Below are 14,114 nucleotides of genomic sequence, written 5' to 3'. Positions count from 1 at the left end.
CTGCTTGAGCATGGGATAAATAAAGCGCCACGCAGTGGCCATCCTTTAGTGCGACAGTAGGGCGAATATCGCGATAGCGATGGGTCATGAGCAATGTTCAACTATCGCCAAGTTCTCTAAAAGCAGCTAGATACTCAATTCAATGATCAGACTTAGATAGTATCGATAAATCTGCAATGGATCGTTGCTATAAGTACATCCAATTTAATATTAATGAGAGGGTTATCCACATTAATATGACTAAGGGAATGCCTATACGTAGAAAGTCAGAAAATTGATAGCCGCCTGCGTTCATCACTAATAGATTAGTTTTATAAGCCATTGGAGTTGCATAACTTAAGTTGGCACCAAATAATACAGCAAGTATAAATGGTTCTGGTGAAAGGTTAAGCTGAGTAGCAACTGAGATGGCAATGGGAGTTCCAATAACTGCCGCTGCATTATTAGAAACAATATTAGTTAAGATAGCGAGCAGTAGCATTAAAGCCGATAAAACTCCTCCTGGTGGAAGGCCAGAGGATAAAACTACAAATACTTGTGCAATGTACTCCGCTCCTCCTGTAGACATCAACGCAGCACCGAGTGCTAAAGAGGCTGCTACTATTAAAATGACTTGGGTACTTAATGCGGAAGAGGCTTCTTCCCAGTTTAAACATTTACTGATTAATAATACTAGTACGCCACACACTGAACTAATTTCAATTGGTAATAAGTCGAATGCGGAAGATAATACAACAGCAAGTAATGTCCCCAACGCTAACGGTGCCTTGCTAGTTTGTGGTAATTGTTCTGCACCATCTATGATTAATAAACCTTGTTGAGATTTTAATCGTTCTATTTGTTTTGTTTTACCTTGTACTAATAACACATCAGCAATTCTCAGAGAGGTATTTGGAATACCACTGCGGGCTGTCTCCATGGGTTTACCTGCTCGATGCAATGCTATCACTGAGATATCATTTCTATTAAGAAAGTTGGTTTGTTGTAAGGTTCTTCCTTCTAACCCTGATCCGGCAATGATCACAATTTCTGCTAGTGTCTGATCTCCTGCTTCCAAAGCAGATAGTTCATTAGACTTATCTGAATCAGAAAATAAAGTCGCCCCCAATACTGATTCATACTCTTTAATATTATCAGGATAATCATGTATTTTTAAACGGTCACCAGCAATAAGGACTGTATCTGGTAAAGGGATGATATTTTGCTGGTTTTGATTACGTTGAATTCCCTCTATTTTGATGACACCATCGGTCAGTTTAATTATTTCTGTAATCGTTTTACCATTAGCTGCACTGTCTTCATTGATATTTAAATAAGCCGTAAATAAGCGTGGAGAGGTATCTGGCATTGAAGGTGTACGAGTAGGTAATAATTTAGGTGCTATAAATCCTAAATACAGGACTGCAACCACGGCAGCGATCAATGCCGGTTGAATAAAATCAAATAACTCAAATTCAATAACTCCCATATTTTTTGCGATACTAACGACTAATAAGTTTGTTGACGTTCCTATAGTTGTTGCCATTCCCCCAACTAACGTTGCTAACCCCATAGGTAGAAGTAATGGTGATGAATCTGTTTTAGTACGTAACGAGACACTGATTAAAATGGGCAGTAATAAAACAACAACGGGTGTGTTATTGATAAATGCACTTAGCGCACCCGCTAAGATCAAAGTTAATAATAAAGATAATTTAGGGCTTATTCTCCATAGTTTGGCTAGATATCGACCGATCGGCTCTAATGCGCCAGTTCGAACAATACCATGGCCAATAATCATTAATGCACAAACCGTGACTAAAGCTTCGTGTCCAAATCCTAAAAATAATGAACTTGGTTCAAAGTAATGGGCGGCTTTTTCGTCGTAGAAAGGGAAGAATACAAATAATAGACAGAGGACCGCTATGATTGAAAGCGAGGATGTTTCTAAAGGAATATCTTCACGACGGAATAAATATAACGCGAGTACTGTGATCAACAACACTATAAGCGCATGATTATTAGGTAGATCTGGAATATTCAAATGCCATCTCCTTAATAATGTCTTGTTATCATTTTATATATTAGATGTATGCAGGTTGTGATATTTGGGTGGTATTGATATGAAACTGATATCAGGACTAGGTTAAAAGCGATACCATCATTACTTTAGCATAACGCTTTTGTTTTTTTGCGGGATGAATCATGATTGTGAAATATCGCTCTTTTATTGTCCTGTATTGTTAGAAATAAAATGCAGATATAAAAAAACCGCAGTTAAGCGGTTTTTTATTGTTATATTTTCATGCGATTAACGCGTACCAAATACTACGATTGTTTTACCATGTGCAGAGATAAGGCCTTGTTCTTCTAACATTTTCAAGATGCGTCCAACAGTCTCACGTGAACAGCCCACGATTTGACCGATTTCTTGACGCGTGATTTTGATTTGCATACCATCTGGATGTGTCATCGCATCGGGTTGCTTAGCTAAATCTAATAATGTGTTTGCAATACGACCTGTTACATCTAAAAATGCTAAGTTACCTACTTTTTGGCTAGTAACTTGTAGTCTGTTCGCCATTTGGCGAGAAAGGCGCATTAAAATTTCAGGATTTACTGTAATTAGCTGAGTAAATTTTTTGTAAGAAATTTCAGCCACTTCACATGCTGATTTTGCTTTCACAGAAGCACTGCGAATTGGTTCTTCTTCTTTGTCAAATAAACCTAATTCACCGATGAAATCACCTTGGTTTAGATAAGATAGGATCATCTCTTTTCCATCTTCATCTTTAATTACAACAGCAACAGATCCTTTAACAATAAAGTACAGTGTGTCAGCTTTTTCACCTGCATGAATTAACATACTTTTTGCCGGATATTTGTGCGTATGACAATGTGATAAAAACCATTCTAAAGTAGGATCGGTTTGAGGTTTGGTAATGATCATAAACTTCCCTTTATCTGTATTGAATAGCTAATGGCTATTTCTTTTCATTTGTTGCACGAATAGACTTGTATATGAATTGTATCGCTTTTTTTTCAAACTCTATAATGTTTCTCAACATTAGTTGTGCAATAAATTAGATCTTGGTCATAAACAAGATTTATTTATTATGGTTTTGATTAGTTCTGCACTTATGCTCTCGGAATTAACCAAAGAACTATGATTTATTCATCTATTTTGAGTCTGTTGGAACTCTTGCTTACTAATCAAAGTGACACTCTCATTTAACTCTGAATACATGATAAATATTTCTTCATTTTTTATTTGAGTTAAAATTTGTTGCGTTTTTTGTTGTAATGAAAACTCTACTTCTCCGTAATCAGTACCCTCACGTAAAATATATTGTTCTATTAAATTGTTTAATGTCATTACATCAAGTTGTTGGTAAGGTATTAACATAAAAGGGCTCATCTAGGCTTTTCTTTAACAATACAGTAATTTAGAGGTGAAGTATGAGTTTGTTAAATGATTTACTTAAAAATAATAAGCAATGGGCGGAGGATATCTTAAAAGAAGATCCTGATTTTTTTATGCACTTAGCTGAGCAGCAATCACCAGAGTATTTATGGATTGGTTGTTCTGATAGTCGAGTGCCTGCCAATCAGCTATTAGGCTTGATGCCTGGTGATGTTTTTGTACATCGTAATATTGCTAATTTAGTGATTCATACCGACTTGAACTGTATGTCTGTGATTAAATATGCTGTTGATGTATTAAAAGTTAAACATATTATGGTGACAGGGCACTATGACTGTGGCGGAGTACGTGCAGCAATGGAAAAGCAATCCTTTGAATTGATTGATGGGTGGCTAAGAAATATTAAAGATGTGTATGTTAATCATCGTGCTGAATTCTTAGATTCAATGACAGAGAAACAAAAGTTGGATCACCTCACTGAGCTCAATATCATTGAGCAAGTTAAAAATGTTTGTCATACAACCTGTGTGCAAAATGCTTGGGTAAAAGGCCAGGACCTCACCGTACACGGTCTGATTTATTCTGTAAAAAATGGTCGTTTAAAAGACTTACAAGTGAATTTTGATAATATTGATAGCATTAATGATTTGTATCATATTAATTAATTAATGCAGTACTAGACTAGTTAACCAAAGAGTGATTTTAAAATGGAGTTGAATATGAACAAAAAGTTAATCGGTTTGTTGTTGGTTGGCCTGCCTTTTTTTGTTAGTGCAGGAGATATTGATGCAGGTAAAGCGAAGTCTGCTGTTTGTGTTGCTTGTCATGGTGTAGAGGGTATTTCTGCTGTACCTATTTATCCTAATCTTAAAGGACAAAAAGAAGTTTATTTAGCTTCATCATTAAAAGCGTATAAAGCTTCGCAACGACAAGGTGGTATGTCAGCACTGATGACGCCGCAAGCCGCAGCTTTAAGTGATACTGATATCGCTGATCTTGCTGCTTATTACTCTTCCTTGAAATAAACATGACCGCGTGATCAAAAATGGCCTCATAGAGGCCATTTTTATTATTAATATAGATATTTAAATATCAAATATTATAGGTCGTCAGAGTGACCTGATAAGTATTTTGCAACGCCTTCTGGAGTAGCTTCCATACCTGCTTTGTCTTTAGCCCATTGTGCAGGACAAACTTCACCGTGCTCTTCATGGAATTGTAGTGCATCAACCATACGCAACATTTCATCGATGTTACGACCTAAAGGTAGATCGTTAACTACTTGATGACGAACAACACCGTTTTTGTCAATTAAGAAAGAACCACGTAATGCAACGCCAGCTTCTTCTAATTCAACATCATATGCTTTACAGATTTCGTGTTTAACGTCTGCAACTAATGGGTATTGAACAGCACCGATACCGCCATCATTGATAGCAGTGTTACGCCATGCGTTGTGAGAGAATTGTGAATCAATTGATACACCAATTACTTCAACACCACGTGCTTGGAAATCACCAAAACGTTTGTCAAAAGCAATGAGTTCTGAAGGACATACAAAAGTGAAATCTAATGGGTAAAAGAAGATAACTGTTTCTTTACCGTTTGCGAATTCTTTTAGGTTAAAACTATCAACAATTTCACCGTTACCTAATACTGCTGCTGCTGTAAAATCAGGAGCTTGCTTACCTACTAATACCATGAGATTTTCCTTTATATAAGTTCAAATGAAGTTATGAATTATTTTTATCAGACATAACTTCATTAGGATGCGTTAAATAAAAAAAATATGCGAATTGTTTGTATCAATTAATTTAATAGGTTTTAACTATCGGTTTTTTGCTTTTATTTCTCACTACAAACTCGATAATTATTTGTTGATGTTAATGTTGATGTTGATGCTATTAATGGTCTTGAAGCTATCTAAATAGATAAGTCTCAGGAAGGGGCGGATCTTATTGGGTTAGTCACTGTAATTATCCGTCGGACATCAATAATAGTGGATAAAGCGAATTACTTTTAGTTAAATCCATCTTTTGAATAGCATCAAATGAATCGCATTACGCTTATCGATAATTGATATAAATAACAGAACTGAACGGCTACTTTGAATAACGAATATTAAAATATGAACAGGATAAAAGTGAGGAACTGAATTAATGTTGTTATTAATGGCTGTAGGGTTTTTAGTCTCTTATTAAAGCTAATAAACCCGACTTTTTAGTACGGGTTTATCTAAGTATCTGCTTTTCTTCAGGGCTGAGGGCTAAGGATTACGTCCATATTTACTAAAGTCAGGTTTGCGTTTTTCGTTGAAAGCATTTCTTCCTTCTTGACCTTCCTCACTCATATAAAACAGCATCGTTGCATTTCCAGCTAATTCTTGTAACCCAGCTTGACCATCACAATCCGCATTAAGTGCCGCTTTTAAACAACGCAATGCCATCGGGCTATTTTGTAATATCTCTCGGCACCATTTTACTGTTTCTTTCTCAAGGTTTACTAATGGAACAACGGTGTTCACTAACCCCATATCAACGGCTTCTTGTGCATCATACATACGGCAAAGAAACCAGATTTCACGCGCTTTTTTCTGCCCTACAATACGCGCCATATAACTGGCGCCCCAACCACCATCAAAAGATCCAACTTTAGGGCCTGTTTGACCAAATTTTGCATTATCCGCGGCAATCGTTAAGTCGCACATCATGTGCAATACATGACCACCCCCGACAGCATAACCAGCAACCATTGCTATCACAGGTTTGGGACAAGTCCGAATCTGGCGTTGAAAGTCTAATACATTAAGATGGTGCCCACCTTCTTCATCTTTATAACCTGAATCACCACGGACACTTTGATCTCCGCCTGAGCAAAATGCTAAATCTCCAGCGCCAGTAAGAATAATGACACCAATTTTTTGGTCATAACGTGCATCACTTAATGCTTGCATCATTTCGTTGACTGTTTGAGGGCGAAATGCGTTACGTACTTGTGGTCGATTAATGGTTATTTTCGCAATACCTTCGGCTTTGTGATAAAAAATATCTTCAAAAGGTAAAGAACTTTCGTTCCATTGTATTGCTGAATAAAAGTCTGAATCAGTCATAATGGCTCCAACGTAATGTTTAAGAATGCTCTGTTAATAATAATTGTTTAATATTATTGGCATAGTTTATGGGATCTTGTTGGTGCGTGTTATGACCTAAACCATTAAAACAGTGAGTTTTTATATTTTTTGTTTGCGGAATAAATTTAGCTATCTGCGTAAACTTGGTATCTTTTTGCCCATAAAAATAACTAATCGCTAACGTTGTTTTGCTTAAAAAGTCTTGAGCACAATGTTGTTGGGCTAAGCTGGTTGAAAGCAACATATTCGCTAAGAAAACACCGTAGTTATGATTCCTTTTTTTTATGATATTTTGTTTTTGTTGTTCATTTAAATCCTCAAAGATCGGCTGTGCATACCATTGCTGTAAACTTTCTTCGATAGATTGAGTAGAGAATTTCTCTGCCCAAGCAAGATCAAATTGATAACGATTTTGCTTTGCTTCTTTATCTACTAATCCAATATGGCATGATTCTAAAATTAAATGTGTTAAACGAGGGTCATTTTGACTGCGAGCGTAATCCAATGCAATACGCCCACCGAGTGAGTATCCGACTAAACAAAACGAGTTAATGTTAAGTGATGCTAAGGTGAACTTTATCAATTTATGGCAATGTTCAAAACCACCTTCTAAAGGAGCTACGTTAGAAACCGAAGATCCGTGACCTGGTAAATCGATGGTAACACAATGGAAGTCATTTTTAAGGTGCTCGATGGTGGTTTGCCAATCCTTTCTATTGCCTAAAAAACCATGCAAAAAAACCAACGTTGGGTGGTCCTTTGAACCTTGCTGTTCACTAAATAATGGCATTTTGTAATTGCTCCTTTATTTCTGCTAACTGGATTGGCGTTAGTAGATTGCTGATACAAACTTCAATTAATGTTGCTTTATTGTGGGTAGTTATCGCGAGTGCATGTTGGTAATTTTCTTTAAAGGCTGTCAACGTTTTAGGCTGTTGGTAGTGAATTGAAAATTGCGCGCAGGTTTGGGAAAACGTTAAGCCGTGCGGTAACTGATAAAATGCTTGGTGTTGAGCTTTAGGGACGGGTAATAAGTTAAAAATACCTCCACCATCATTATTTAAAAGCACAATCACAAAGGGGTGTTGTAACTGAGTTAATAACGCTAAGGAGTTTAAATCATATAAAAAAGAGGTGTCGCCAATTAATAGCGCCGTTGCCGCCTGTTTATTTTTAGCAATACCCACTGCCGTTGCAATCACACCATCTATTCCACTTGCACCACGATTGCTATAAATTGTTGCGTTTGTATTGGCAAACATATCAGCTAAGCGGATCGCGAGACTATTCCCTAGAATAATATTATCTGTGCTGTGATTTAATACATATGCAGTACTATTTACTTCACTAATCTGATCATTTAGTAAATAAGGCTTAATAATATCTGGCAGCTGATCTTGATATACTTTTATTTTTTCAATCCACTTTTTATCTGTTGTTTTATTATTGTGTGCTTGTTTTATGAAGTTTTTTGCATTACTTACAAAACGTTGAGTGACGCAATGTGCGGGATCTATGCGTTGAGTATATTCAGAAACCACCCAAATAGGTGTGGCCGTTGAGCCGATATATTGTGTTAACCTTTTGCTCACTAAGTGATCTGAAAATTGTATAATTAGATCTGCTTGATCGATGTGTTGCTTAAATGATTGATTGCATAATAATAAATCGTAGCCGGTTATATTATTTATTACTCCCTGTAACTGAGACTGAACATCTGCGAACATTAATAGATTAAATTGTTGGCAAAACTGTGCAATTGCCATTGCCTGTTGCTTATCGCTGATACGTCCCACAAGTACTAAAACTTTCTCTGCATTCAACTCAATATTTTGATTTACGACCTCACCCTGTTGTGTTGAATGATAAGTAGTGTAAAGAGCATGATGGCTATCCCATCCTTTTAAACTACTAAGGTAGTTTTTGAAGTTAATGGTGCTCTGTTCGGGATAAAAAGGTTCTGCAATTGCCATATTAAAGTGGATCGGGCCTTTATCTAAATGTTGCTGGAATAAACCTTGATTGAGCGTTGTTAATAAGTAATTACTTTTGATAGATTCAGTCGGCGTTGGAATTTGTGCAAAAAATACTGGGTAATCGGCAAAAATTTTGTGCTGATTTATTGCTTGATTTGCTGCGCAATTAATGAGTTCAGGAGGCCTATCTGCAGAAATGATGATCAGTGGAATATGGCTTTGTTTAGCTTCAATAACAGCTGGATATAAATTAGCCACTGCGGTTCCTGATGTTGTGATGATTACAACGGGCTTTGATGAAGCTTGGCTCAAACCTAATGCAAGAAAGCCTAAGCCTCGTTCGTCAAAATGAACATGTGTTATTACTTTTGGGTGATTAGCAGCAGCCAGTATCAATGGGGTTGAGCGAGATCCTGGTGCAATACAAAAGTCACTGATACCATAGCGAGTTAACTCTTCAATAAACAGGCTAGACCATAATAAATTAATATTATAGTGTTGATGGGGAAAGGTATATTGATGATCTGCCTGTTTCATTGCGCGCCCTCTAATGTGTACCCAATATGGTTAATATCGTTTGAATCTTATTATCTAACTCTTGCCATTCTTGTTCTGCAATGGACCCGGTGACAATGCCTGCTCCTGCAAATAGTTTAATGCAGTTTTCGCTCACTAGGGCACTTCTTATGGCGACACTAAAGTCACTTTCATGTTCGCTAATACAACCCACTGCGCCTGCATACCAGCCTCTATTATAAGGTTCATTGTCATTAATAAATTGTAATGCAGGTAATTTTGGCGTGCCACCTACCGCTGGAGTCGGATGTAATTTATATAACAGGTCACTGTCTTTTGTATCTTCAGCTAATTGTGCTGAGATAGGGACGCATAAATGTTGCACGTTATGTAATTGCATTACGTGCGCGGGTGCACTGCTTACTTGTGCTTTAAGTTGTTTTAAACTAGCAACAATAAATTCTTGAACAATATGATTTTCACGGTCTATTTTTTTATCATTTAATAAACTTTGTAATAACAGATCATCTTCGCGTTTATTTCTGCCCCTATTCACTGTGCCTGCTAAAGCTTCTGTTGTCACCGTTCGTTGCTGACGACAGAAAAGGCGCTCCGGAGAGCAGCTGATAAAGCTCTGCTTATTAGATAGTTTTAAAACATAATGGAAACTATTAGGGTTAGCTTGTTGCCAAAGTGCCATCATATCCCAGGTGTTGATAGGGGTATCAAAACATAACTCAGTTTCTCTTGATAATACGACTTTGGGTAATAAAGCCTTATATTCTATGGCAAGCTCAACTAATTTCGCCCATTGTTGCAGATTAGGGCTATCCTGACGCTTTAGAAATTGTGAGTTAAATGCAATTAAGGGGACTGCAGGTTGTAACAGTTTAACGCTATCAATTGTTTTTTTAATGCTATGGGCACCATTAAAATGGAAAGTGACTTGTGTTTGTTCTTTGTCTTCGTCAGTCGCTCTTAATTGTTCAAATACCATTAGCGGTCTGATGAAAAGAATGGCTGGAAAATCAGGCCATTGTTGACCTTGCTGTTGGAAAGCTAAGCCACCTATATAAAATGCTTGTTCAGTAGCTTTGGGGATATGATGTAACGTCTCAATAGCGCCAAAACAGGCAAGAGTTTTACTTTTTTCTTTATTTTGCCAATAGATATGCGGTAATAATGGTAAGTTTTCTTGGCCAGCCAATCTTTGCCCTTTTAATAAAGGCAATAAACTGATTGATTCAATAGTTACTGTTAAATTGGTATTCGGAAAATGTCCGTGAATAAGACTAAATGATTGTAATTGCTGTGTTAATGTTTTTTTCAGTTGTTGAAGTTGGTTCATATCTTCGACTATAACCCAGTGCTATATTTATCTATTCATGTTTGCTAATGTAGCGCGATATTAACCTTATTCCTAGTACCGTTATCAATTATCATCATTTTTTATAGGACTTTTAGTGAAATCATTTCAAGTTTGGATCCAAGCATGTCGATTACGTACCTTACCGTTAGCTGTTGCTTCTATTATTGTTGCCGCAGGCTTAGCGGTACAACATCAAGTTTTTAGCTCGAGCATTTTTGTATTATCTTTATTAACTGCTTTATTACTACAAATCTTGTCCAACTTAGCCAATGATTACGGTGATGCGTTAACGGGGGCGGATGATCAGAGGACGGGCCCAGAAAGGGCGATGCAAAGTGGTTTGATTAGTGCCGCATCCATGAAAAAGGCAATAGTGCTTGTCACAGGGTTATGCCTCATTTCAGGACTTTCTTTATTAAGCGTTTCATTTGCTGGTGACTTAACTCGTTGGCTGGTTTTCTTAGGGCTAGGTGTGGCTGCTATTATTGCTGCAATTACTTATACCATGGGTAAATTACCCTATGGCTATCGTGCCATGGGCGATCTTGCTGTTTTCTTGTTCTTTGGATTATTAGGCGTACTCGGTAGCTTCTATCTACAAGCATTAACGCTGCCTATTTCTTTGATATTACCTGCTATCAGTGTCGGTTTATTAAGTGCAGCTGTTTTAAACATTAACAACATGCGTGATGTTTATAGTGACAAAGCGGCTAATAAAATCACTTTAGTGGTTTTATTAGGACGTAAAAAAGCGTTTGTTTATCACTTACTGCTTATCAGTACTGCAATGTTATGTAGTTCACTCTATATTTATCAGCTTGAGGGAAGCCAATTTTGGCAATATCTATTTTTATTAATTACCAGCCCATTAGCGAAAAGCTGTATTCAAATTGCTGAAGCAATCAAAAAAGATGATCGAGAAGGTGCAGTTTTTAATGAACAACTGAAAAACACAGCAATCAGTGCTTTTGTATTTTCATTATTGTTTGCGATTGTTCTGATCGCTTAAAAATAGAACAATTATTCTGCTAATAACTGGTTTTAAAGTCAGTTGTTTCGGTTTTTTTTACTATTTTTATAAAACATGACAAAATAAAGTCGAAAAAAACAACATATTTCCGCTTTTTTCTAAATACTGTGTTCTGTTTAACTACAAAGATTGTATAATACCGCGGGAATATAGCCTCCAATTTTTTACATACAGAGTATAAAAAATGACAGATTTAAGTAAATACAGAAACATTGGTATTTTCGCGCACGTTGATGCGGGTAAAACTACTACTACAGAGCGTATCTTGAAACTTACTGGACAGATCCACAAGTCTGGTGAAACTCACGATGGCGAATCAACTACTGACTTCATGGAACAGGAAGCTGAGCGCGGTATTACTATCCAGTCTGCTGCTGTAACTTGTTTCTGGAAAGATCATCGTTTTAACGTAATCGATACTCCTGGACACGTTGACTTCACAGTTGAAGTATACCGTTCACTTAAAGTATTGGATGGTGGCATCGGTGTATTCTGTGGTTCTGGCGGTGTTGAACCACAATCAGAAACTAACTGGCGTTACGCGAATGACTCAAAAGTTGCACGTATTATCTTCGTAAACAAATTAGACCGTATGGGTGCTGATTTTTACCGCGTAGTTAAACAAACTAAAGACGTACTAGGTGCTAACCCACTAGTTATGGTATTACCAATCGGTATAGAAGACGAATTCTGTGGTGTTGTAGATCTATTAACTCGTAAAGCATACGTTTGGGATGAAACTGGTCTTCCAGAAAACTACGAGCTTACTGATGTACCTGCAGACATGGTTGATAAAGTAGAAGAATACCGTGAAATGTTGCTTGAAGAAGCATTAGGTCAAGATGATGATCTACTTGAAGCATACCTTGAAGGCGAAGAGCCATCTCTAGAAGACATTAAACGTTGTATCCGTAAAGGTACACGTACTATGGAGTTCTTCCCAACTTACTGTGGTTCTGCGTTTAAAAATAAAGGTATGCAAAACATCCTTGACGCTGTTGTTGATTACCTACCTTCACCTACAGAAGTTGATCCACAACCTCTTACAGATGAAGAAGGCGAGCCGAATGGTAAATTTGCATTCGTTTCAGCTGAAGAAACATTTAAAGCGTTAGCATTTAAAATCACTGATGACCGTTTTGGTTCATTAACTTTCGTACGTATCTACTCTGGTACATTGAAGAAAGGCGATACCATCATGAACGCTGCTACAGGTAAAACTGAGCGTGTTGGTCGTATGTGTGAAATGCAAGCTGATGATCGTAACGAACTTACTTCTGCACAAGCGGGCGATATCATCGCTATCGTTGGTATGAAAGGTAACGTTCAAACTGGTCACACATTATGTGATCCAAAAGATCCAATCATTCTAGAAGCAATGGTTTTCCCTGAACCTGTAATCTCTATCTCTGTTACACCAAAAGATAAAGGTTCTACTGAGAAGATGGGTATTGCGATTGGTAAAATGGTTGCAGAAGATCCAACATTCCGTGTTGAAACAGATATTGATTCAGGTGAAACAATCCTGTCTGGTATGGGTGAACTTCACTTAGATATCAAAGTTGATATCCTTAAGCGTTCATACGGTGTTGATTTATTAGTTGGTGAACCTCAAGTTGCTTACCGTGAAACAATCACACAAGCAATTGAAGATTCTTACACACATAAGAAACAATCTGGTGGTTCTGGTCAATTTGGTAAAATCGATTACCGTATCAAGCCTGGCGAACCTGGTAGTGGTTTTGCGTTTAAATCAATTGTTGTTGGTGGTAACGTACCTAAAGAATTCTTCCCAGCTATCGAGAAAGGCTTTAAAAGCATGATGGATACTGGTGTACTTGCTGGTTTCCCTGTACTTGACGTTGAAGTTGAACTTTTTGATGGTGGTTTCCATGCCGTGGATTCATCTGCAGTAGCATTTGAATTAGCAGCACGTGGTGCATTCCGTCAGTCTATCCCTAAAGCAGGTGCACAACTTCTTGAGCCTATGATGGCTGTAGACGTATTCACTCCTGATGATCATGTTGGTGATGTAATCGGTGACCTTAGTCGTCGTCGTGGTATGATCGCTGGTCAAGAGCCTAGTGCTTCTGGTGTTCGTATTAAAGCTGACGTACCTCTTTCAGAAATGTTTGGTTACATCGGTTCACTACGTACAATGACATCAGGTCGTGGTCAGTTCTCTATGGAGTTCAAAAACTACATGCCTTGTCCTGCTTCAGTATCTGATGCTGTGATTGAGAAAGTTAAAGCTGATAAAGCAGCGGCTAAAAAATAATTTTTTTCCTAAATTAGGATAAAAAGAAAATATTTTAAAGTTGATAAACCCTGATAATGAAAGTTATTGGGGTTTTTTTGTTTGCCCAGCAAAGCTGGCAAACCCGCTCACTTGCAAGAAAGTGAGATCACCCTGATTGAGGGGAAGATAATCCGAATGGCAAGGGCGTCACTGGCTAACGGTGGGGTCTGAAGGAAGCCATAGGAAGTTAGAAGTACACAACTAACCGTAACCTGTTTCGGCAGTGTTGGTGGATAAGCGTCCAAAATAGCGCGAAGTCCAATACTCAGTCAGACCAACACTGTGTTTGAGGGTGGTCATTTCTAACAGGGAGTCAGTGTAATAACTGGGGAAGCCTGGCACTGTATCCAAGCATTTGTTTGGACATATTATCTCAAGAGGTGACTCAAGG

13 protein-coding genes are annotated in these 14,114 nt (G+C 37.6%); 4 read left to right on the top strand and 9 right to left on the bottom strand.

What is annotated here, in order from left to right; translation table 11 throughout:
- Positions 1 to 187: 187 nt before the first annotated feature.
- The 3 genes from H592_RS0110755 to H592_RS0110745 form a co-directional block, all read right to left on the bottom strand.
- Positions 188 to 2,023 (bottom strand): SLC13 family permease, encoded by a 1,836-nt coding sequence (locus H592_RS0110755; protein ID WP_028868784.1) that lies wholly within the window; start codon positions 2,021 to 2,023, stop codon positions 188 to 190.
- Positions 2,024 to 2,290: 267 nt separating this feature from the next.
- On the bottom strand, positions 2,291 to 2,929 hold the full coding sequence (crp, locus tag H592_RS0110750; protein WP_028868783.1) for a cAMP-activated global transcriptional regulator CRP: 639 nt from the start codon (positions 2,927 to 2,929) through the stop codon (positions 2,291 to 2,293).
- Between the two features lie 225 nt (positions 2,930 to 3,154).
- Positions 3,155 to 3,385: a YheU family protein gene (locus H592_RS0110745; RefSeq protein WP_028868782.1), complete on the bottom strand. Its 231-nt coding sequence runs from the start codon at positions 3,383 to 3,385 to the stop codon at positions 3,155 to 3,157.
- Between the two features lie 53 nt (positions 3,386 to 3,438).
- Here H592_RS0110745 and can point away from each other — a divergent pair, with 53 nt between their 5' ends.
- Both can and H592_RS0110735 read left to right on the top strand, forming a co-directional pair.
- The gene (gene can, locus H592_RS0110740) at positions 3,439 to 4,068 is read left to right on the top strand and encodes a carbonate dehydratase (RefSeq protein ID WP_028868781.1); all 630 of its coding nucleotides are present in this window, start codon (positions 3,439 to 3,441) and stop codon (positions 4,066 to 4,068) included.
- A 54-nt stretch (positions 4,069 to 4,122) separates the two neighbouring features.
- The gene (locus H592_RS0110735; RefSeq protein ID WP_028868780.1) at positions 4,123 to 4,428 is read left to right on the top strand and encodes a c-type cytochrome; all 306 of its coding nucleotides are present in this window, start codon (positions 4,123 to 4,125) and stop codon (positions 4,426 to 4,428) included.
- Between the two features lie 74 nt (positions 4,429 to 4,502).
- On the opposite strand, the gene H592_RS0110730 is transcribed toward H592_RS0110735, so the two are convergent.
- The 5 genes from H592_RS0110730 to H592_RS0110710 all read right to left on the bottom strand — a co-directional run bounded on the left by H592_RS0110730 (position 4,503) and on the right by H592_RS0110710 (position 10,373).
- Positions 4,503 to 5,105 (bottom strand): peroxiredoxin C, encoded by a 603-nt coding sequence (locus H592_RS0110730; protein WP_028868779.1) that lies wholly within the window; start codon positions 5,103 to 5,105, stop codon positions 4,503 to 4,505.
- Positions 5,106 to 5,669: 564 nt separating this feature from the next.
- Positions 5,670 to 6,512 carry a 1,4-dihydroxy-2-naphthoyl-CoA synthase gene (menB, locus tag H592_RS0110725; RefSeq protein ID WP_028868778.1) on the bottom strand — a complete coding sequence of 281 codons (843 nt, stop codon included), beginning with the start codon at positions 6,510 to 6,512 and terminating at the stop codon, positions 5,670 to 5,672.
- Between the two features lie 19 nt (positions 6,513 to 6,531).
- Positions 6,532 to 7,323 carry a 2-succinyl-6-hydroxy-2,4-cyclohexadiene-1-carboxylate synthase gene (menH, locus tag H592_RS0110720; protein ID WP_028868777.1) on the bottom strand — a complete coding sequence of 264 codons (792 nt, stop codon included), beginning with the start codon at positions 7,321 to 7,323 and terminating at the stop codon, positions 6,532 to 6,534.
- The gene (menD, locus tag H592_RS0110715; protein WP_028868776.1) at positions 7,310 to 9,046 is read right to left on the bottom strand and encodes a 2-succinyl-5-enolpyruvyl-6-hydroxy-3-cyclohexene-1-carboxylic-acid synthase; all 1,737 of its coding nucleotides are present in this window, start codon (positions 9,044 to 9,046) and stop codon (positions 7,310 to 7,312) included. Before menD ends, menH begins: the two co-directional genes overlap by 14 nt.
- A gap of 10 nt (positions 9,047 to 9,056) precedes the next feature.
- Positions 9,057 to 10,373 (bottom strand): isochorismate synthase, encoded by a 1,317-nt coding sequence (locus H592_RS0110710; protein WP_028868775.1) that lies wholly within the window; start codon positions 10,371 to 10,373, stop codon positions 9,057 to 9,059.
- A 115-nt stretch (positions 10,374 to 10,488) separates the two neighbouring features.
- Here H592_RS0110710 and menA point away from each other — a divergent pair, with 115 nt between their 5' ends.
- Both menA and fusA read left to right on the top strand, forming a co-directional pair.
- Positions 10,489 to 11,403 carry a 1,4-dihydroxy-2-naphthoate octaprenyltransferase gene (menA, locus tag H592_RS0110705; protein ID WP_028868774.1) on the top strand — a complete coding sequence of 305 codons (915 nt, stop codon included), beginning with the start codon at positions 10,489 to 10,491 and terminating at the stop codon, positions 11,401 to 11,403.
- Between the two features lie 205 nt (positions 11,404 to 11,608).
- Complete coding sequence (fusA, locus tag H592_RS0110700; protein ID WP_028868773.1) at positions 11,609 to 13,702, top strand: elongation factor G; 2,094 nt, start codon at positions 11,609 to 11,611, stop codon at positions 13,700 to 13,702.
- 222 nt (positions 13,703 to 13,924) lie between these two features.
- Here fusA and H592_RS23975 read toward each other — a convergent pair.
- A partial coding sequence (locus H592_RS23975) for a hypothetical protein (RefSeq protein WP_211235655.1) occupies positions 13,925 to 14,114 on the bottom strand: 190 nt, incomplete at its 5' end.

It is taken from the genome of Psychromonas arctica DSM 14288 (assembly GCF_000482725.1).
Classification (GTDB): Bacteria; Pseudomonadota; Gammaproteobacteria; order Enterobacterales; family Psychromonadaceae; genus Psychromonas; species Psychromonas arctica.
Note: the sequence above shows the minus strand (reverse complement) of the source record. Positions and strands in the feature narration are given on the sequence as shown.